This window comes from Clostridium sp. CM042, assembly GCF_055080995.1.
Map to the genome: position 1 here is coordinate 3,015,383 of NZ_CM143646.1, position 19,194 is coordinate 3,034,576.

Annotated in this window: 19 protein-coding genes; 15 read left to right on the top strand and 4 right to left on the bottom strand. The window is 31.7% G+C overall.

Translation table 11 applies throughout. The annotated features are described in order from the left end of the window. The first annotated feature begins 43 nt into the window (after positions 1-43). Positions 44-169 (top strand): hypothetical protein, encoded by a 126-nt coding sequence (locus tag ACWJJ7_RS14420; RefSeq protein WP_462962700.1) that lies wholly within the window; start codon positions 44-46, stop codon positions 167-169. Positions 170-174: 5 nt separating this feature from the next. On the opposite strand, the gene ACWJJ7_RS14425 is transcribed toward ACWJJ7_RS14420, so the two are convergent. Further along, positions 175-1,146 (bottom strand): alpha/beta hydrolase, encoded by a 972-nt coding sequence (locus ACWJJ7_RS14425; RefSeq protein ID WP_462962701.1) that lies wholly within the window; start codon positions 1,144-1,146, stop codon positions 175-177. A gap of 220 nt (positions 1,147-1,366) precedes the next feature. Then, entirely contained in the window at positions 1,367-3,664 is a 2,298-nt protein-coding gene (locus tag ACWJJ7_RS14430) for a diguanylate cyclase (RefSeq protein WP_462962702.1), read from the bottom strand. Between the two features lie 261 nt (positions 3,665-3,925). Between ACWJJ7_RS14430 and yidA the strand changes: the two genes are divergently transcribed. Next, positions 3,926-4,750 (top strand): sugar-phosphatase, encoded by an 825-nt coding sequence (yidA, locus tag ACWJJ7_RS14435; RefSeq protein ID WP_462962703.1) that lies wholly within the window; start codon positions 3,926-3,928, stop codon positions 4,748-4,750. Between the two features lie 244 nt (positions 4,751-4,994). On the opposite strand, the gene ACWJJ7_RS14440 is transcribed toward yidA, so the two are convergent. Further along, entirely contained in the window at positions 4,995-5,138 is a 144-nt protein-coding gene (locus tag ACWJJ7_RS14440; RefSeq protein WP_462962704.1) for a hypothetical protein, read from the bottom strand. 310 nt (positions 5,139-5,448) lie between these two features. Here ACWJJ7_RS14440 and ACWJJ7_RS14445 point away from each other — a divergent pair, with 310 nt between their 5' ends. After that, entirely contained in the window at positions 5,449-6,408 is a 960-nt protein-coding gene (locus ACWJJ7_RS14445) for an N-acetylmuramoyl-L-alanine amidase family protein (RefSeq protein ID WP_462962705.1), read from the top strand. A 504-nt stretch (positions 6,409-6,912) separates the two neighbouring features. Here the strand turns inward: ACWJJ7_RS14445 and ACWJJ7_RS14450 are convergent. Beyond that, the gene (locus tag ACWJJ7_RS14450) at positions 6,913-9,465 is read right to left on the bottom strand and encodes an FAD-dependent oxidoreductase (RefSeq protein WP_462962706.1); all 2,553 of its coding nucleotides are present in this window, start codon (positions 9,463-9,465) and stop codon (positions 6,913-6,915) included. A gap of 270 nt (positions 9,466-9,735) precedes the next feature. Here ACWJJ7_RS14450 and ACWJJ7_RS14455 point away from each other — a divergent pair, with 270 nt between their 5' ends. The 12 genes from ACWJJ7_RS14455 to ftsX all read left to right on the top strand — a co-directional run bounded on the left by ACWJJ7_RS14455 (position 9,736) and on the right by ftsX (position 19,162). After that, positions 9,736-10,626: a DegV family protein gene (locus tag ACWJJ7_RS14455; RefSeq protein ID WP_462962707.1), complete on the top strand. Its 891-nt coding sequence runs from the start codon at positions 9,736-9,738 to the stop codon at positions 10,624-10,626. Positions 10,627-10,675: 49 nt separating this feature from the next. Then, positions 10,676-11,134: a COG2426 family protein gene (locus ACWJJ7_RS14460; RefSeq protein ID WP_462962708.1), complete on the top strand. Its 459-nt coding sequence runs from the start codon at positions 10,676-10,678 to the stop codon at positions 11,132-11,134. 590 nt (positions 11,135-11,724) lie between these two features. Then, on the top strand, positions 11,725-12,078 hold the full coding sequence (locus ACWJJ7_RS14465) for a DUF6514 family protein (protein ID WP_462962709.1): 354 nt from the start codon (positions 11,725-11,727) through the stop codon (positions 12,076-12,078). 230 nt (positions 12,079-12,308) lie between these two features. Further along, a complete protein-coding gene (acpS, locus tag ACWJJ7_RS14470) occupies positions 12,309-12,707 on the top strand; it encodes a holo-ACP synthase (RefSeq protein WP_462962710.1) in 399 nt (132 codons plus the stop codon). Between the two features lie 142 nt (positions 12,708-12,849). Further along, complete coding sequence (locus tag ACWJJ7_RS14475) at positions 12,850-13,464, top strand: germination lipoprotein GerS-related protein (RefSeq protein ID WP_462962711.1); 615 nt, start codon at positions 12,850-12,852, stop codon at positions 13,462-13,464. A 36-nt stretch (positions 13,465-13,500) separates the two neighbouring features. Further along, positions 13,501-14,661 (top strand): alanine racemase, encoded by a 1,161-nt coding sequence (gene alr / locus ACWJJ7_RS14480; RefSeq protein WP_462962712.1) that lies wholly within the window; start codon positions 13,501-13,503, stop codon positions 14,659-14,661. A gap of 159 nt (positions 14,662-14,820) precedes the next feature. Further along, a complete protein-coding gene (locus ACWJJ7_RS14485; RefSeq protein ID WP_462962713.1) occupies positions 14,821-15,141 on the top strand; it encodes a CopG family transcriptional regulator in 321 nt (106 codons plus the stop codon). After that, complete coding sequence (locus ACWJJ7_RS14490) at positions 15,101-15,448, top strand: type II toxin-antitoxin system PemK/MazF family toxin (protein ID WP_071614469.1); 348 nt, start codon at positions 15,101-15,103, stop codon at positions 15,446-15,448. The genes ACWJJ7_RS14485 and ACWJJ7_RS14490 overlap by 41 nt, the downstream gene beginning before the upstream one ends. Positions 15,449-15,599: 151 nt before the next feature. After that, the gene (locus ACWJJ7_RS14495) at positions 15,600-16,424 is read left to right on the top strand and encodes a transketolase (protein ID WP_462962714.1); all 825 of its coding nucleotides are present in this window, start codon (positions 15,600-15,602) and stop codon (positions 16,422-16,424) included. Next, positions 16,424-17,362, top strand: a complete 939-nt coding sequence (locus tag ACWJJ7_RS14500; protein WP_462962715.1) for a transketolase family protein — start codon at positions 16,424-16,426, stop codon at positions 17,360-17,362. Before ACWJJ7_RS14495 ends, ACWJJ7_RS14500 begins: the two co-directional genes overlap by 1 nt. A gap of 233 nt (positions 17,363-17,595) precedes the next feature. Next, on the top strand, positions 17,596-18,282 hold the full coding sequence (gene ftsE / locus ACWJJ7_RS14505) for a cell division ATP-binding protein FtsE (protein WP_462962716.1): 687 nt from the start codon (positions 17,596-17,598) through the stop codon (positions 18,280-18,282). Then, entirely contained in the window at positions 18,272-19,162 is an 891-nt protein-coding gene (ftsX, locus tag ACWJJ7_RS14510) for a permease-like cell division protein FtsX (RefSeq protein WP_462962717.1), read from the top strand. Before ftsE ends, ftsX begins: the two co-directional genes overlap by 11 nt. The last annotated feature ends 32 nt before the right edge of the window (positions 19,163-19,194 follow it).

The window sequence follows — 19,194 nt, forward strand, 5'->3', positions numbered from 1 at the left end:
GTAGAACGGGCTATGAAGAATGAGAGAGGGGAATCTGAGAAGTATGATTCTAAAAAAGAATACCTATAATGTTTTGGAGAAAGAGGATACTAAGTTATGGTATGAAGGTGTGATCTACCTTTATATGGGACATGAAATGAAAAAAAACGGAGAAAAGGTTATTCCTTAGTATATTCATTTTCCTTCTATAACTTTGTTTATAAATTTTTTGCTTTGTGATGCAATTGTTTCATATTCGTAATCATGAACATAGTGACCGCAATCTAATAAAATATTTTGACCTTTAGGCACTTTTGAAATATACTCCTTTAAATATTTTTGCCATTGATTTTTATCAAAGCCTGAACCAGTGCCATTTGAAATGAAAAACAACATAGGGACTTGTGGTGAACCCATTCTATTAACTTTTTTTGCGCTTTTTTTAATGCATTCCAATTCACTTAACATCGGTTTTGTAGCTGTTCTTCTATAGAATATTGCTCTATATATTTCTTTTTCATTATTAGTTAAAGAACCCTCTTGAATTGCCGCAGAGCTATTTACAATAGATGGAATAAATCGTGTAAATCCAATCCTGGATGCAAATGCAGACAAGTTTAAAATGATTTTATTTGGAATGGGATAGTTTTCATATGCAGCTGGAACTGCGGGGTCTAATCCTACAATTGCTGCAACTTCATCTGGATACTTTTGTGCCCAATATAGTGATTCTATTCCAGATATTGAATGAGGGAATAGAACATAAGGGGCTTTTTCTCCAGCTAGGGTTAATGCTCTTCTTGTTTCTTCTAGAACTGCATCTATATCTCTTGGTGTATCTACAATTTCACTAAAACCATATCCAGATTTCTCTACGACTGCTATACGATAATCATCACTTAACTGAGAATATAGGCTTCTGAAATCCAAGGTTGGAGAGCAAGTTCCTCCTCCTGACATGAATACTAAAGTAGTTTTACCTGCGCCTTCAGTATAAACATGCATACGATGTTGATTTACTGTAACCATTGTGCCCAATGGGTGAAATAATTTAGACTCTCCATCCAACTTAATTTTGTGATTAATAAAGCTAATTAAAACGATTATTAATAAAAAAGCAACAATTATCACGATACCTATACCTGTTTTTTTTACCAGCACTTTCATTAGTTTCTCCTTTTCGCTACATTTTTTTATCTGCCATTTCTCTTAAATACATATTAAGAGAAATGCCTAAGGGACATTCAAGTAAAGAACAAGTCAGTATGACTTGTTCCGGAAGTGATTTGCAATAAGAAGAGCAGAAACACTAGAATTCCTTAATGAAATTCCACATTTCAATATCTTATTGCAACGCACCTAGGTGCGAAGTCACTTCAGGAGAAATTTATACTGATGTACTAGAGTCCAAATTTATTGATACAACTTTATTTTTACCAAGAGCCTTTGCTCGGTACATGGCTTTATCCGCTGCTATGCATAAGTAATCCAAGTCTTGAACAGTAGGAGTAAGTGTAGCAACTCCAAGACTTGAGGTGATAGGTATTGAATCTGATTTTCTAATAATTAAAGGATTATTTTCTATAGCACCGCGCAAATTTTCTCCGATTATTTCAGCGTCTTTAAAGGAGGTGTTAGGTAATAATATAATAAATTCTTCACCACCAAAACGACCTAAAATATGATTTTTACTTAGATTTTCTAAGCAAATTTTCGAAATACGTTTTAAAACTAAGTCTCCAGTATGGTGGCCTAGGCAATCATTAATTTTTTTAAAATCGTCAATGTCAATCATAATGGATGAAATAGGTTGTAACAATAATTTAGCTTTATCAAAGCTTATATTTGCAAGCTCAAAAAAACTTCGTCTGTTATACAAATTAGTTAGAGGGTCAATGCAAGCTAGCTTTTTAGCTTTGCCATGCAAGGTAGCATTTTCTATAGCCATTCCTGCATGGTGGGAAAAGGATAAGGCTATGTCACAGTGATTCTTAGTATAAATGTTTTTTTGAACTGAATCTAATGTTAAGATGCCAATAATTTTATTTTTAAAGATTATAGGTATGCCCATCCAACTTTCAATATTGGGTAGACCTATATAGTGCGTAAAACGAGGATCTTGTTTAACATTAGAAACTAATAAAATAGTATTAGTTTCATATATTTCTTTAAATAGCTTATCATCTTTTTTATTGATGTGAATTTTGTGTATCTCATTTATGTTTTTGAAACCAGTTCCCGCCATAATATTGAAATGGTTGTTTTCTTCCATGAAAAATGATGCGCTATCATAAGGCACTAATTTTTTTAAACCTTTTAATAATTTATCTAAAACTTCGTCTAAATTCAAGGTTGAATTTAGAAGAAAGGTAGATTCTCTAAGCTTTTCTCTTAAAAGACATTCTTCGTTTTCCTTGGATAAATTCTCGATTTTTCTATATGCTTTAGAATGATTCATTGCCAATATAAAAGCATTTAAAAGTATGATAATGAAGAATCCTAATAAAGAATAGTCATTTAAATTATTTATACCTAGATAATGTAGTATGGATATAGCGCATATTGCGATAGTTATTAAGTAAGCAATTGTAAGAATTAAGAGCCTTTGTTTTTTGCTATGATATGATTTTAATATAGCAAAAATAGTATACGTAATGGTTAACAAAGTGAATATTTGAAATATCCTAACGAGCTTTGAAGCAATTAGTGGGGAAATAAAAACAGTAGTAACTATAAAGAATAGGAAAAAAAAGTTATAGCTTCTTATAATTTTTTTTGAGTAATTTTGTTTGAAAACTACACATGTGTAAATTATTATAAAATAAACTGCCGCATAGAAAGTTAAGTAATCCAGTTTAAGAGCTAGGCTATAACTTACGTTATCATATAAGGTTAAAAAATACTTGTTACCAACAGTTAAGGCCCTTAAAGATACAATGATGCAAAGAGAACCAAAATAAAGCTTAGAAGTATCATCTATTCTAAAAGCATATAACCATAAGTGATATAATCCCATTATAAGCAGTATACCAAAGTAAAAAATTTCAAGTGCAATTGATGCTTCTTCTTTATTCGCCATTTGGGACTGCAATCCTAGATAAATATTGTCGCGGGTACCTCCATATCTAAAGTTATGATTTGAAATTTGAAGTACTAAATGTATTTTGTCATTATTATTCATAAAATAACTGGTAATTGGAAGAGATTTAGGAAGCTCGGTAGAACTACTTTTGCCAACAATACCATTAGATGAAAAGAGCTGTCCATTCACCCATAATTTATATGAAGATAATATGGGAGGAACACTTATACCTAAAAGTGTATCTTTATATTTTGAATTTAAATTTATGGTTAAACTATATGTAGCATAACCATTAGAATCATAATTTTTATTATATTTATTCCAAGGCATTGGCATTTCTATATAAGTGGGAACGGGAGAACTATTAGTAAAATCTTCTGGCGATAATAATTGCTGCCAGTAAAATTCCCATTGCCCTTCAAGGGCAGTATATCCATCTTTATGAAAATCCCAATTTGAAAGTTCCAATACACCTTTTTGCGAAGGGATATTTGAAGATGTATTGGGCGTAGCCAATTTATTTAAGGAGAAAATCACATATAATAATGCTACTAAAATAATAATGGAGAGAGTGATAATCAATGGTTTTTCTTTTTTTAGCATTATATATATAACCTCCTTTTAAGTGTAAGTATCTTATTTTACATATTATAGTTACTATATTACCTTAGTATAGTAAAAATGTCATTATTTTATCTATAACTTAACTGTATGATATGTTGAGATTCATAATAAATATATGAATTTAATATTTAAGAATAGAAAATCACCGAAAAATTTATAAAGACTGAAATCCATTACTTATAAAATTCTATGGTATACTTAAATTGTTTCTAAGAAATGTTTTTAACACGGAGGTAATGAATGTATAAATTAATAGCACTAGATATGGATGGAACATTATTAAATGATAAAAAACAAATTTCCCAAGTGAATTTTGATGCAATACAACAAGCAAGAAAAAATGGAGTAAAAGTTGTACTAGCATCAGGAAGACCTTTAGTTGGGTTTAAAAGATATTTAGAAGAACTTAACTTAATTTCAGAGGATAATTATGCAGTAGCATTTAATGGAGCTTTAGTTCAAAGTACTGAAGGCAACAAAACTATAGCTAAAACAACATTAACTATCGAAGATTATAAATATTTGTACGAATTAAGCAAAGAGTTAAAGGTGAATATACATGCATTAACAGAGACTACGGTGATTTCGCCTAAAGATACTAAATACACTAGAAATGAAGCAGAAATGAACCATATTTCTAATGAGGTAATACCTGTTGAGGATGTAGAAGAAGGTACTACTATAGTTAAGGTTATGTTTGTTGATGAGCCAGATATTATAGAGGAAATAATGCAAAGGATTCCGGAAGAGGTAAGCAGTAAGTATACAATAGTTAGAAGTGCACCTTTCTATTTAGAGTTTCTTCATAAATCAGTTAATAAAGGAGCAGGGGTAGCGGCTCTAGCAGAAAAGCTAAATATTAAGCAAGAAGAGGTTATATGCATAGGAGATGCAGGTAATGATATTCATATGATTAAATATGCTGGCTTAGGAGTTGCCATGGGGAATGCATTCCCAGAGGTTAAAAGAATTGCAAATTTTATAACTAAAACTAATGAGCAAGATGGGGTTGCACATATTATTAATAAGTTCATTATAAATGGCGAAGAAGAATTTGCAGTATAAAAATATTAATTAATAATAGTTATTGACGAGTAATTGAAATTAATATATAATAACACTATAGAAACTTCTAATACATATAGCATTAATAATCTTTATCCCCCAAGAAAGAGACTGAATTAATGCTAGAACCCAATCCCTTTATTTAAACAAATATAAAAAAGCTAGCAAAATTTAATTTTGCTAGCTTTTTATTTTTTTGTATTGGATATTCTTTCAGTTTTTTCTCTTGCCTTACTGACCTTTTCTAATGATGCAATATTATAGTGCTAGTTAAGGCATCGCTCGGTTCTAGTAGGACTTTTTCTAAGTTTTGGAGATCCTCTATTTTATTAGCTTTTTCTATTTTATCACGGTCTTCATCGTAATATATATTGTCTTTGTGTGGCATTAAAATTCCTCCTTTTTAAAATTTGATTATTAATGTTATTATCTTAGGCTTTTTAGCTCGTCGTAATACTATGAAATTTTTGGAATATAATGTACAAAACATAACGGTGAATATATTATGTATACTTTGGATTTAAATTGAAAATAGAGTTAGTAGTTCTTAGCGAAGTGCATGTATTAATAGTGATATATAGTTTTTTATTTTTTATTTTAGCTATTAATCTGATATAATTATGGTTATGTTAATAATAAATGGGGAAATAAGCAATAATATTTTTTGTTGTATCCGGAGAAAGGCTGGGGGATTTAAAATGTTAAAAAAGAAAAAAATAATATTAGCGTTCATGTGTTTAGCTATTTTGTGTGGTGCATTATACAGTAAAGACTACACCAGGAAAAAAGATGAAAAATCTGTACAAGCTATGAAGATTAAAGAAGAGGCGTTAACTAAAGATAAAGAAGAAAAATTAGCGAAAGAAGAAGCAGCGCTAAAAGTGAAAGAAGAAGCATTAGATAAGGCCAAAAAAGAGGAATTAGCTAAGGCGAAAAAAGAAGAATTAGCGAAAGAAGAAGCAAAAGCAAAAGCTTTGATAGAGAAGAAATCACAGGTTAAAACTGATGAAGATAAGAAAGGCTCAACTGGAAGTTCTCAAAAAGTTGTTGTTATAGATCCAGGACATGGCAGTGTTACTAGTAGTAAAAAAGAGCAACAAGATCCAGGTTCAAGTATAATGAAAATAATTGAACCAGGTGGTGCTCAGGGCGTTACTACAAGAACTCCTGAATACGTGGTTAATATGGCGGTAGCAGTTAAACTCAAAAGTGCACTACAGGAAAAAGGATATACTGTAAAAATGACTAAAACGCAGAATAACATAGTTATGGGAAGTAAGGCAAGAGCTGAGTTCAGCAATGATAATCAGGCGGATTTAGTTATAAGAATCCATGCGGATGGAAATGATAATTCATCTGTTAAAGGAGCATCAATGCTTGTACCTGCAGATACTAAAAATACAAATGCCATATATAAAACAAGTAAAAAATATGGAGAGATAGTTTTTAACAGTTTAATTAATAAGGTTGGTATGAATGATAGAGGCGTTGTGGAAAGAGACGATATGACAGGGTTTAATTGGTCTAAGGTACCTGTTATTTTAGTGGAAATGGGTTTTCAATCTAATGTGAGCGAGGACAAACTTCTTGCAAGTGACTCTTACCAAGATAAGATAGCGAAGGCATTGGCAGCGGGGATTGATCAGGCGTTAAAGTAAAGAAAGATATACAATTCTCCATAGTGCATTGCAATATGAGCTCGAAATGTGAAATTTTATTAAGGAATTCTAATCTTTTGCGAATATAAAATCCTCTGTCGCTCACATTCGGCTTCCTGCCCCAGGTTCGCTAGCCTGACGTCCTGTCAGGCTTACGAGGATTTTACATTGGCAAAAGAAGAATTTCTAAATGGAATTTCAATGTTTTTTCGCTTCTTATTGCAAGGCACCCTGGAGAAAAACTATACTCATTATTTAACTAAGAAAGAGGTAAAACAGAAGGCAAAGTAGAAGATGCAACAAATCTATTTAAATTAGGAGTTAGTATAGATATAATAATTAAAGCTACAGGTCTTTCTGAGGAAAAGGTGAAACAGATAAAGAAAGTCCTCAAGTGATTGAAAATCAATCATTTGAGGACTTTTTAAAGTTGAAAAACATTTATACGAATTATAGCTTTAACTCCCACTTATAGAAGTGGGAGACTTTCATTCTGAAATGTCGTTAAATTAAATTTTCCTTTAGTACTTCACCTAGTGATTTTGACTCTTCAATGTCACTTATTAGTTTGGCGGAGGATTTGTTGTCTCCAATTATAATTCCACCGGTTAGGATGTCTTTATTGAAGAATAATTTTTTGTATAGGTTGTTTTCACTATCTTTCGAGCTAATAGCTTTAAATTGATTCTTTGAAATCTCACCTACAGATAATAGTTCTAGGCCCATGGCGTTAAAGGATATAACACCAAGTGCGTGCACATAGGCTTTATTATCTCCTACTGCGTTTATACCTGCAATCTTACCCATGTCTACAGCGGCAGGCCAATTTCCATATACGGTGCCTTCAAATTCTGCAATGTCACCGCAGGCATATATGCCACTAATATTAGTTTCCATATTTTCATTGACTAGTATGCCTCTGTTAGTTTTTATATTAGTGTTATCAGCTATGTTTTTATTTGGTGCAATACCTGTTGAAAATAGTACTAAGTCTGCATCTATTGTTTTTCCACTTTTGAGTGTAACTGATGTAACACCGTTTTCACCGTTTATAAGATTTACTGAATCCCCCAATATAACTTCAATATTTTCGTTTTCAACTGCAGATTTAAGTATAAGGCTACCTTCATTATCCAATTGCTTAACAAGTAGGGAATCACTAAATTCCACTACGGAAACTTTGAGACCAGCCTTTTTTATTTCATATGCAGCTTCAAGACCTAAAAGTCCACCACCTACAATAACTGCGCTTTTGGAGGTCTTCATCTTATTCTTAATAGATTCTAAATCCTTTAGACTTCGCAGCGTGAATACTCCTTGTTTATCTACTCCTTCTACAGGAATCATATGGTTTTTACTCCCATTTGCTAATATTAGTTTATCGTAACTTATAGCGGTACCACCCTCAAGTAATATTTGCTTTTCTTCAGGGTTTAAGCTTTGAACTTGCACTCCTAAGGTAAGTCTTATATTGTTATCCACATACCATTCTTTTGGAGAGAGGTAGAAAGTATCATCTTTAAGGTCTTCACTTATGCCATCGGAAATGGAAGGTCTGTAATAGGTTAATTGTGATTCATTTGAAATCATTTCTATTTCACATTGTTTGTTTCTTTTTCTTATGGCATCAGCAGCATAATATCCAGCGGCACCGTTACCAATAATTAAATATTTTTCTTCTTTATCAGAACTAAAGGTAATTACATCTTCTGATACTTGGATAAATTGATCAGCACTTGCACCACAAGCAGGACATATTTCAGGTGGTTTTTCTCCATCAAATTCTTCGCCACAAACGATGCATTTCCATCGTTTCTCTGTAGAAGGTTTAGCTGGACTTTTTTTTATTTTAATTTTTTCAGCTATTTTCTCCGCAAAACTTTCTCCAAATTTAAAGGCAAAGTTTAAATCTTTTTCAGAAGGTTTAAATTTAAATTTCATAGAAGGATATAAATCTAGATTAATTTGTTTTAATCTATCCTCTATATTTGAAACAGCTTCACCACTCCAACCATAAGAACCAAATGCGGAAGCTACTTTTCCACCATGAACTATAGGATTTAAATTTACTAAAATATCCCATATTGGTTTTAGAGCGTCTCCATTTATGGTAGGAGAACCAAAAATTACTCCCACAGATTTATCTATGCTTTTTAAAATATCATTCATATCATGATAGATAACATCATACATGTTAACTTTGAAATTACTATTAGATTTTATACCTTCTTCTATTTTTTTAGCTACAGTTTCAGTATAGCCATAAGCTGAAACGTAGCATAAGGTAACCTGTGCTTCGCCTTGGGCTGATTTTTCTGGAAGGCTCCACTGTTTGTATTGATTTACTATACTTAAGGGGTCTTCTCTTAAAATGGGACCATGACCTGGGCATATTATATCTATTGGAAGGTCCTTTATTTTATCTATAGCTTTTAACACATAAGGTTTAAAGGGTCCCATAATAGAGTCAAAGTAATATTTTAAGGCTTCGCAATAATCTTCTTGGTTTCGGTTTAAATCATTATACATCGCATCACTTGCGTAGTGACTTCCAAAGGAATCACAAGTGATAAGTAGCTTGTCTTGTGAAACATAGGTATAAATTGAATCTGGCCAGTGAAGAAAAGGTGCTGAAATAAAAGATAAGGTTTTATTTCCAAGACTTATACTATCTCCATCCCCTACAGTTATATATTCAAAATCTCTATTTATGATTTCTTTAAGAAATTCAATTGCTGCAGGTGATCCTACTACTTTAGCGTTTTTAGCAATTTCTAAAAGTTTTCCTACTGAGCCTGCATGGTCTGGCTCAGTATGATCTACTACTATATAGTCAATGTTTTCTATATTAATGTGTAAAGATTTTAATCTTTCCAGATATTCATCAAAAAATTTCTCTTTTACCGTTTCAAATACTGCAGTTTTTTCACTACCTTTAACTACATAAGAGTTATAAGTAGTACCAAAAGGGGTATACATAATTATATCAAAAATTCTAAGATTGGGGTCTAGTGCGCCTACCCAGTAAATATTCTTTGTCACTTCTAATGCATTCATTTATATCACTCCTTTAATAACTATTCGAAAATAATAGTTATTGTTTAAAGTATAGTATAGGAATATTTAGAAAGCAATAACAAATTACCCAAACTGTGCAATTTTATTTTACAGTAAACGCTTTTTATGCTATAGTTTCTAAAGGATTGTGTAACAAATTTGAAGAATTATAAAGAAAAATAGCAAAACATTTTTTTATGTTAAAAAGATGTATTTTCCTTCTGAAAGGTTGCCACAATAAGATTAATATAAAACGTAGGAGGAATGCAAATGAGAGATTTTGTTATTATGACAGATTCTTGCTGTGATTTGCCCAAGGAATATATTTACGGTAATAATATCCCTTTTGCTATGTTGTCATTTAGTTACAATGGTAGAGAGTACTTAGATGATTTAGGACAAAGCCTAAGTCATAAACAATTTTTTGATGACCTTCGTGATGGAGCATTACCTAATACCTCTCAAGCAAATTCTGAAAGCTTCTATAAAATTTTCAAATCAGCTGTAGAAAATGGTAAGGATGTAATTTATATTGGAGTGTCTTCAGGTCTTAGTGGTACTTATAACAGTGCTAATATTGGTAAAACTGCTATATTAGAAGAGTTCCCTAATGCTTGTATACATATTATTGATGTGTTAACAGCGTCACTGGGTCAAGGACTTATGGTTATGAAAGCTGTGGAAATGAAAAATGAAGGATTTAGCGTGGAAAAGATTGCATGCGAAATAGAAGAAAACATACAAAATTTAAATACTTACATAACTGTGCAGGATTTGAATTTTTTAAAAAGAGGTGGAAGGATATCTAATGTAGCGGCTACTCTAGGGCTAGTACTACATATAAAGCCTATACTTACTATTAACCAGGTCGGACGTGTAATGCCAGTACTCAAGGTTCGCGGGCGTAAAAAATCTCTAACTAAACTTGCAGAAATAGTGAAGGAGAAGATTAAAAATCCTGAAACTCAAACTATAGCTATCTGCCATGCAGATTGTTATGATGAAGCTGTAAGACTTAAAGAGGAAATACTCTCAAAGGTTGTGGTTAAAGAAGTAATTATTCATTATATCGGACCAGTGGTTGGAAGATTTAGTGGTCCAGGGGCTTTGGCAGTGTTTTTCATTGGTGAGAGCAGACAACATCATGTAATAGATATTTAAAATTTTGAAAAATAATTACGTAGATAATTTATAAATAAGGAGAGTTTATATGAATTGGTTAAAAGTATTATTGCTAGCGGCAGTACCTCTTATTGAACAGAAAGGATCTATACCGCTTGGAATAAATGTGTATCATATTAATCCAATGGCAGTATTCCTACTAAGCTTTTTTGGAAGTTTGCTTCCGGTTCCTTTTGTGTTGATATGCTTTAATAAAATATTTGAATGGCTAGGAAAATATAAGTTATTTAGTGGAATATATAATTTAATCCAAAGAAAGATAAATAAGAATAAGTCTAAATTTGAAAAGTTTGAAGAAATAGCACTTATAACTTTTATTGCAATACCTCTTCCTACCACAGGAGTTTGGACAGGGACCGCGATAGCTGCTTTTTTAAAGTTGGATTTTAAAAAATCCGTCATGTGCGCTGTTGTAGGATCTTTTCTATGTGGACTTATTATTACAGGATTATCTGTAGCCTTCCCAGCTTTTTTAAAGATGATATAAGTTATGACCTCTTACATAAAGGTAAGGGGTTATTTATTTTAACGACATTTCAGAAGGAAAGTCTCCTACTTCTATAAGTGAGAGTTACATGCCCTAACAAATAGAAAGCTTCAGTGGGATTAGAAATTTCCTTCTGAAGTCGTTAATTTATCTTCTGCGAAGCTGTGCAGCTCCGCAGGAGATGATTTCATTGAGGATTATGTTAAAAATTCACAAAAAACATGATGACATTAAAGAATAGGGAAAATAGTGAATAGAATATATGATTATCATGACAAAAATTTACAATAAAATCATAATTTTCATAATGTGAAGGTATCTATAAAGAATATTTCTAATTTGTTAAAAAATATTCAATATTATATTCAATACTTTTATCTATATTTATTTTAATTTCGACATAATAATCTAGTGCATATATATGCAGGTGGTTTACTATTCTTTATTAATCGTGGCATTATGGGTGGAAAGGGTTTAAGTTGTCACTTTAAAGAGATAATATATGTGAAACGAATTTCATAAAGTGACAGATTATTTTGAAAAGTAATGTTAATGTATTCTCATAACATAAGTATAGGGGGAAAACATATATGGTAGTTATAGAGAATTTATTAAGAAAAGTAACAAATGGTGATGTAAATCATAGCTATTTTTATAGGTTAGTAAAAAGTCAAATTTCCGTTTCAATGTATGGTGAACTTACTGAAATACAAGCTTATGGTATTGAAATAGAAAGACAAGACATAGTTGATGGATCAGTTGTAGGGATACAAAGAGATTGCGTAGAAAACATAAGTCCACAAAGACATAAAGTTAAGAATCTTTTAAAAATGCTATATGACAATACGGTATCACCTATTCACATGATTGACATATTGGGTGATTATATTGATGAATATACTAGTGATTTTGATGAGATGTTAAAAAATATAGCTAATTGTTAATATTGTGAATTAGTCTAACATATCGAGGAGACTGAACCTCTTCCTGGGGAGAATGCTCCTCTTTTTGGTTTACAATGGAAAGGTAGTATAATAAATAATCAAAATTTTATTATATTATTGTAGTAGGAGTAGTATTATATATAGATATCTAATGATAAAATTAACAGCTGTGTTTTACGAAATACAAAAATTAAACTTATAATATAGATCAATAAGTAGGAGTGATAGTTATGATTCTTGGTGTAGGTACTGATATTGTTGAAATACGACGAATAAAAAAGGCTATGGAGAGCAATGAGAAGTTTTTAGAGAAGATTTTCACAACAATTGAATTAGAATATCTTAAAAGCAGAAATTTAAGGGCTGAATATGTGGCTGGAAGGTTTGCTGCTAAAGAGGCAGTAGCAAAAGCTTTAGGGACAGGATTTAGAGGATTTGATTTTAAAGATATTGAAATTGACAGGACAACTCTTGGAAAACCAGTAGTTAGTTTAAAAGGGAAAGCAAAGTTAATAGCTAAAAAAGAAGGAGAATACAATGTTCATCTTAGTATATCTCATGGAGAAGATAGTGCTGTGGCTTATGCTATAGTGGAAGCTACAAAAAAGATTGAAGAAGTTTGTGAATAGTGAGGTAAACTGATTTATTGTAATTAGTTATTTTAGTAATAGTATGCAGCTATTAGTAATAGATTAGTAGTAGAATATTTTGTTAGATATCTAACAATTGAGAATTCTTTTGCATCTCTAGAGAAATGCTAGGAGGATAACAATGAAAAGAAATTCACTATTAATTTTAAGTTTTTTGCTAATTTTAAGCTCCCTATTATTAACTTCATGCCATAAGAAACCAGAGGATACTAATGATATTGCAACCTTTTTAAAAAACATGGAAAGTTATACTACAGAAATGAATATGGATGTAAAGAATGATAAACAGACAATTAATTATAAGGCAAAACAATCCTATATAAGGGGAGGCGGATACAAGCTAGAGCTAAACAAAAACAGAGTGTTTATTTTTAAAACAGATGATAAAATCTATATTAGTGACAAAAACAATGGAACAAAGTATGTACAGAGCAAAGATTTTGATGAAGTCCTTAAATCAAGTTTTATTGGCGAATACATAGGATTATTATATACTAATGAGAAAATAGAATATGATATAAAAACCATTAACGGTATTGAATACACAGTAATTAATTTATTTATTCCTGGTAATAATAAAAACATTAATAAGGCATTGCTTTATGTTAATACTAAAAGTATGCTACCAGCTAGAATGATTATTTACGATATTAATGGTAAAGAAAAAATTGAGATAACATATACTAATTTCCTTCCTAACGTAAAAATTGAACAGTCAGAGCTTTCAGTTCCGTAGTACTAATTAAATTGAAATAACAAATGAGGTGAAGGCATGTTTAAACATTTAAGACCCGTGTGGGCAGAAATTGACTTAGATAAATTAGCCCATAATATGAGAGAAATTAGGCGGATCGCTAGAAGCGAGAATATTATAGCGGTTGTAAAGGCAGATGCCTATGGGCATGGAGCTATAGACGTAGCTCCAGTGCTCCTTAAAAACGGTGCCAATAGATTAGCAGTAGCAGAGCAAAGTGAAGCGGTGGAACTTAGACGATCAGGTATAGAATGCCCAATAATGATTTTGGGGTTTACACCACCAAATTTAATTGATAATTTATTGAAATATGATATTGAACAAACGGTATTCTCTTATAAATTTGCAATCAAACTGTCAAGGATGGCTCAAAAGAAAAATAAGGTAGCTAGAATTCACATAGCAGTAGACACAGGTATGGGGAGGATAGGCTATCTACCAAATGAGGAAAGCGCTGAAGAGGTATATAATATCAGCAAGCTACCCAACATAATCATAGAAGGGGTATTTTGTCATTTTTCTACAGCGGATGAAAAAGATAAGACCTATACTTATGATCAAGTAAAAAAATACGACGCTTTTTATGAAAAGTTAAAAGAGAAAAAAGTGTACATAAAAATGAGGCATATTGCTAATAGTGCTGCTATCATAGATTTGCCAGAAACTCATTATGAGGCAGTGCGGCCAGGGATAATAGTATATGGCTATTATCCGTCAGGCGAGGTAAATAAGGAAAACATAAGTTTAAAACCTGTAATGACATTAAAAACAAATGTAGTGCACATAAAAAAACTACCTGCTGGAGAATATGTGAGTTACGGAAGAAAGTATAAAACAGAGAAGGAAAGTATTATAGCTACACTTCCAATTGGATATGCTGATGGGTATACAAGGCTCTTATTTCAAAAGGGAAAGGTTATATTGAGGGGGAAATTCGCTCCAGTAATAGGTAAGATTTGTATGGACCAGTGCATGATTGATGTTACTGAAATTGATGGAGCAAAAATTGGTGATGAGGTAATACTAATAGGTGAGGATGAAAATAATAAATTTACAGCAGACATAGTAGCAGAATTAATAGGGACGATAAGCTACGAAGTAGTTTGCATGATTGGCAAAAGAGTTCCAAGAGTTTATGTTAGTAAAGGTAAGGTTGTAAAAATAAAAACATATGTATGATATTCATGTATTATATGTAGAATAAACCATTTAAGCATAAAATTACTTGTCGAAAAAAAACGAAAATACGAATAATTTCTTTGACAGATTGACATAGGTTGAATTATAATATATTCATACATATTGTTGCTTTACTTATTAGGAGGTATTAAATTTTCTATGTCAACTTCAAAGAAATTAGTAATAAACCTCTCAAAAAAACTTTACATTGAATTTAATACGATACTTGCGAAAGATTGTAAAAAAAGAAGTGAATTTATTCGGGAAGCTATAATACTATATATTGAGGGAAAGAAAAATCTTAAATATATAGATAAAATGAAACAAGGATATTTAGAAATGGCGGAGTTAAATTTAGAAATGGCTAATATGGGTTTTGAAATTGATATTAAAGATTTTAAAGAATACGAAGTTAAGCTTTCGGAGAGTGATTTGTCAAATGACAACAATAGTAAAAAGAGGAGATATATTTTATGCTGATTTGAGTCCGGTTGTAGGCTCAGAGCAAGGCGGGATTAGACCTGTAATTATACTTCAAAATGATATTGGTAACAAGTATAGTCCCACTATTATTATTGCAGCTATTACTTCCCAGATAAATAAGGCAAAACTCCCTACTCATGTTGAAATTTCTTCAGAAGAGTATGGATTAAATAAAGATTCTGTAGTTTTGCTAGAACAAATAAGAACATTAGATAAAAAAAGATTAAAAGAAAAAATTGGTCATATGACTGATGGAGATATGAAAAAAGTAGATACTGCACTTTTAATTAGTGTAGGGTTATAAATAGGTAAGGGCATTTATTGCCCTTATTTTTATTGTATTTTATAAAAGGTTTAAAAATTATGTTATAATAATTAAATAAGATAAATAGGAATACAGGTAGATAACAATTATTGGTTCTTATCTACACCAAAGCAATATTAGGAGGAGACACATGGAGAAAACATTAGAACAATTAAAAGCAATTGCTAAAGAAGTTAGGAAAGATATCGTAACTATGATTACAAAGTCAGCGTCTGGGCACCCAGGTGGATCGTTATCTGCTGTAGAAATTATAACTGCTTTATATTTTAATGAGATGAATGCAAGTCCAGAAAATAAGAATGATCTAGACAGAGATAGGTTTGTACTTTCAAAGGGACATGCCGCACCAGCATTATATAGCGTGCTTGCTAGAAAGGGATACTTTGATAAAAGTGAATTAATGGGACTAAGAAAGCTCGGATCAATGCTTCAAGGACATCCTAATATGAATACTGTTCCCGGAGTAGATATGTCTACAGGTTCTTTAGGCCAAGGAATTTCTGCTGCAGTAGGAATGGCATTAGCTGGTAAACTTGATAAAAAAGGATACAGAGTGTATTCACTACTTGGAGATGGCGAACTTGCAGAAGGTCAAGTATGGGAAGCAACTATGTCAGCTGCACACTACAAGCTTGATAATCTAACCGCTTTTGTAGATCATAATAGACTACAAATAGATGGTAAGGTTTCGGAAGTTATGGGTTCTGATCCAATAGATGCTAAATTTGCAGCTTTTGGATGGAACGTTATTTCTATCGATGGACATGATTTTGATTCAATTAAAAGTGCTTTAGAAGAAGCTAAAAAAACAAAAGGAAAACCAACAGTTATAATTTGCGAAACTATAAAGGGTAAAGGTGTATCCTTCATGGAAAATGAAGCTAGTTGGCATGGTAGCGCTCCAAGTAAAGAACAATGCCAAGAAGCAATAGACGAAATTGGAGGTACTGTATAATGGGTAAAGTAGCAACAAGAGAAGCTTATGGTAAGGCCTTAGCCAAATTAGGATTAGAAAATGAAAATATAGTTGTTTTAGATGCGGATTTATCTAAATCCACTAAAACTGCAGATTTTAAAAAAGTGGCTCCAGAAAGATTTATTAATATGGGTATTGCTGAAGGAAATATGATGTCCGTAGCTGCAGGACTTGCTAGTTGCGGAAAAATTCCTTTTGCAAGTACTTTTGCTATATTTGCAGCAGGAAGAGCTTTTGAACAAATAAGAAACTCCATTTGTTATCCAAAATTAAATGTTAAAATTTGTGCAACACACGCAGGCTTAACAGTAGGAGAAGATGGAGCATCTCATCAAGCAATAGAAGATATAGCTTTAATGAGAAGTATACCAAATATGGTGGTTATAAGCCCTAGTGATGATGTTGAAACGGAAGCTGCTATAAAAGCTATTATAAAGTACCACGGACCTTGCTATGTAAGGCTCGGAAGATCAGGTGTTTGCACAATAAATAATAATCCTGAGTATAAATTCGAATTGGGAAAAGCTGTAATGCTTAGAAAAGGCCATGATGCAACTATAATAGCTACGGGTATTATGGTAGATGCTGCTTTGGAAGCTTATAACATTTTAGCTGAAGAAGGAATAAAGGTTAGGGTGATTAATATACACACTATTAAACCTATTGATGAAGAGGCAATTATTGTTGCAGCTAGAGAAACTGGATTAATTGTTACCGCTGAAGAACATAGCATTATAGGCGGACTTGGCTCAGCAGTTGCTGAGGTTGTTACGTCTAACCATCCAGTACCAGTTATGAGAGTTGGAGTTAAAGATACCTTTGGTGAGAGTGGTAAGCCAGAAGAACTTTTAAAAGCTTATGGATTAACTGCAGATGAAATAGTTAAAGCTCTTAAAAAGGGCCTTTCCTTAAAATAAATTTAGAGGCTTTTATGCGTGTATGTATGAAAGCCTTTAAATAGTTTATACAATAATATTGCTTTAAACTATAATAATTTTTGTTTTTTAGGAAATCATAAAGAGAAATTTATTTAATATAATATTCACGGAAATTTTATATTAAAAATTATTACAGGCTTAATCATTATGTTATAATGTTGTTAATGATTTTACTGAAATAAATTACATAAGTATAGTAAGGAGAGTTTAATATGATACAATTAAAAAAAGTAACTAAGATTTATGATAATAATGTTATAGCTTTGTCGAATATTGACATAACTATTGAAAAAGGGGAATTTATATTCATTGTAGGTCCTAGTGGAGCAGGGAAATCTACTTTTGTTAAAATACTTTTAAAAGAGATCGAACCAACTACAGGAAATGTTATTATAAATGATACAGATATAACAAAATTACCTAGAAGAAAGGTACCTTATTATAGAAGAAAAATTGGAGTAGTTTTTCAAGATTTTAGATTAATTGATTCTTTAAATGTTTATGAAAATGTGGCGTTTGCACTAAGGGCTACAGAATGTTCTGCAAAGGACATCAAGAAAAAAGTACCTTCGGTATTAGATTTAGTTGGATTATCAAAAAAACATATGGCTTTTCCTCATGAGATTTCAGGTGGAGAGAAACAAAGAGTTTCCCTTGCTAGAGCTATAGTAAATAATCCTACTTTGCTAATAGCAGATGAACCAACAGGAAACTTAGATCCTGAAACTGCATTAGGTATTATGGATATTTTAAATGATATTAATAAGTCTGGTACCACAGTAGTTATGGCAACGCATGCAAAGAATATAGTAGACTCTATGAAGAAGAGGGTAATAGCTATAGAAAAAGGTGTCATAGTTAGAGATGAGCAAAGGGGAAGATACGGTTATGAAGATTAGTACAGTTAAATATTTTGTTGTAGATGCTTTAAAAAGCTTAAAAAGAAATAGAACAGTTAGTATAGCGTCAGTGGCTACAGTGGCCGCTACTCTATTTATTTTAGGGGTGTTCCTATTAATTGTTTTTAATGTTAATGCAGGAGTCCAAGAACTAGGAGCTAAGTTAGAAGTGAAAATTTATCTTAAGGATGATATAACAATAGCAGATAAATCAGCTATTGAAAATGCCTTAAGCAAAGTACAGGGAGTAACAGATGTTAAATTTGAAGATAAGGGCGATGCACTAGAAAAAGTAAAGAAACAATTCGGAAAAGATAGTCAATCCTTATTACAAGGAATGGAAAAGAATAACCCTTATCCGACTGCATACGTTGTAAGCGTAACAAAACCTGAAGTGGTAAATAGTGTAGTTAAATCTGCTGAAAAACTAAAAGGTGTAGATGAGATTAAAGATGTTAGAGAAATTGTTGACAAAATTATAAAGATAACAAATACTCTTAAAATAATAGGAATTGCATTATTTGCAATTTTAATAAGTGTTTCTTTATTCTTAATAGGAAACACAATTAAACTTACAGTTTACTCTAGAAAAAAAGAAGTAGGTATTATGAAATTTGTTGGTGCTACGGATTGGTTTATAAGATGGCCATTTATTATCGAAGGCATGGTTTTAGGTTTATCAGGAGCACTTATTTCTACTGGAGTACTATATTATGCTTATAAATTAGCTTTCTTAAAGGTTACTAATGGATTATTAGGAGTTACTCTTATAAACCCTCATATGATATTAAGTACTACTTTATGGCAATTTATGTTGGGTGGCTTAGTTATTGGAGCCATAGGAAGTGCTATATCCATAAGAAAATTCTTGATTGTATAGTATAAAAGCATCTCCTGCGGAGCTGAAATAGC

Bases quoted from the DNA above. Each gene is read 5' to 3' on its own strand.
- ACWJJ7_RS14500 (WP_462962715.1), top strand. From the start codon at position 16,424: ATGGGTAAAGTAGCAACAAGAGAAGCTTATGGTAAGGCCTTAGCCAAA.
- ACWJJ7_RS14445 (WP_462962705.1), top strand. From the start codon at position 5,449: ATGTTAAAAAAGAAAAAAATAATATTAGCGTTCATGTGTTTAGCTATT.
- ACWJJ7_RS14460 (WP_462962708.1), top strand. From the start codon at position 10,676: ATGAATTGGTTAAAAGTATTATTGCTAGCGGCAGTACCTCTTATTGAA.
- ACWJJ7_RS14485 (WP_462962713.1), top strand. From the start codon at position 14,821: ATGTCAACTTCAAAGAAATTAGTAATAAACCTCTCAAAAAAACTTTAC.
- ACWJJ7_RS14475 (WP_462962711.1), top strand. From the start codon at position 12,850: ATGAAAAGAAATTCACTATTAATTTTAAGTTTTTTGCTAATTTTAAGC.
- alr (WP_462962712.1), top strand. From the start codon at position 13,501: ATGTTTAAACATTTAAGACCCGTGTGGGCAGAAATTGACTTAGATAAA.
- ACWJJ7_RS14465 (WP_462962709.1), top strand. From the start codon at position 11,725: ATGGTAGTTATAGAGAATTTATTAAGAAAAGTAACAAATGGTGATGTA.
- ACWJJ7_RS14495 (WP_462962714.1), top strand. From the start codon at position 15,600: ATGGAGAAAACATTAGAACAATTAAAAGCAATTGCTAAAGAAGTTAGG.
- ftsE (WP_462962716.1), top strand. From the start codon at position 17,596: ATGATACAATTAAAAAAAGTAACTAAGATTTATGATAATAATGTTATA.
- ACWJJ7_RS14455 (WP_462962707.1), top strand. From the start codon at position 9,736: ATGAGAGATTTTGTTATTATGACAGATTCTTGCTGTGATTTGCCCAAG.
- yidA (WP_462962703.1), top strand. From the start codon at position 3,926: ATGTATAAATTAATAGCACTAGATATGGATGGAACATTATTAAATGAT.
- ACWJJ7_RS14450 (WP_462962706.1), bottom strand. From the start codon at position 9,465: ATGAATGCATTAGAAGTGACAAAGAATATTTACTGGGTAGGCGCACTA.
- acpS (WP_462962710.1), top strand. From the start codon at position 12,309: ATGATTCTTGGTGTAGGTACTGATATTGTTGAAATACGACGAATAAAA.
- ACWJJ7_RS14430 (WP_462962702.1), bottom strand. From the start codon at position 3,664: ATGCTAAAAAAAGAAAAACCATTGATTATCACTCTCTCCATTATTATT.
- ACWJJ7_RS14440 (WP_462962704.1), bottom strand. From the start codon at position 5,138: ATGCCACACAAAGACAATATATATTACGATGAAGACCGTGATAAAATA.
- ACWJJ7_RS14425 (WP_462962701.1), bottom strand. From the start codon at position 1,146: ATGAAAGTGCTGGTAAAAAAAACAGGTATAGGTATCGTGATAATTGTT.
- ACWJJ7_RS14420 (WP_462962700.1), top strand. From the start codon at position 44: ATGATTCTAAAAAAGAATACCTATAATGTTTTGGAGAAAGAGGATACT.
- ACWJJ7_RS14490 (WP_071614469.1), top strand. From the start codon at position 15,101: ATGACAACAATAGTAAAAAGAGGAGATATATTTTATGCTGATTTGAGT.
- ftsX (WP_462962717.1), top strand. From the start codon at position 18,272: ATGAAGATTAGTACAGTTAAATATTTTGTTGTAGATGCTTTAAAAAGC.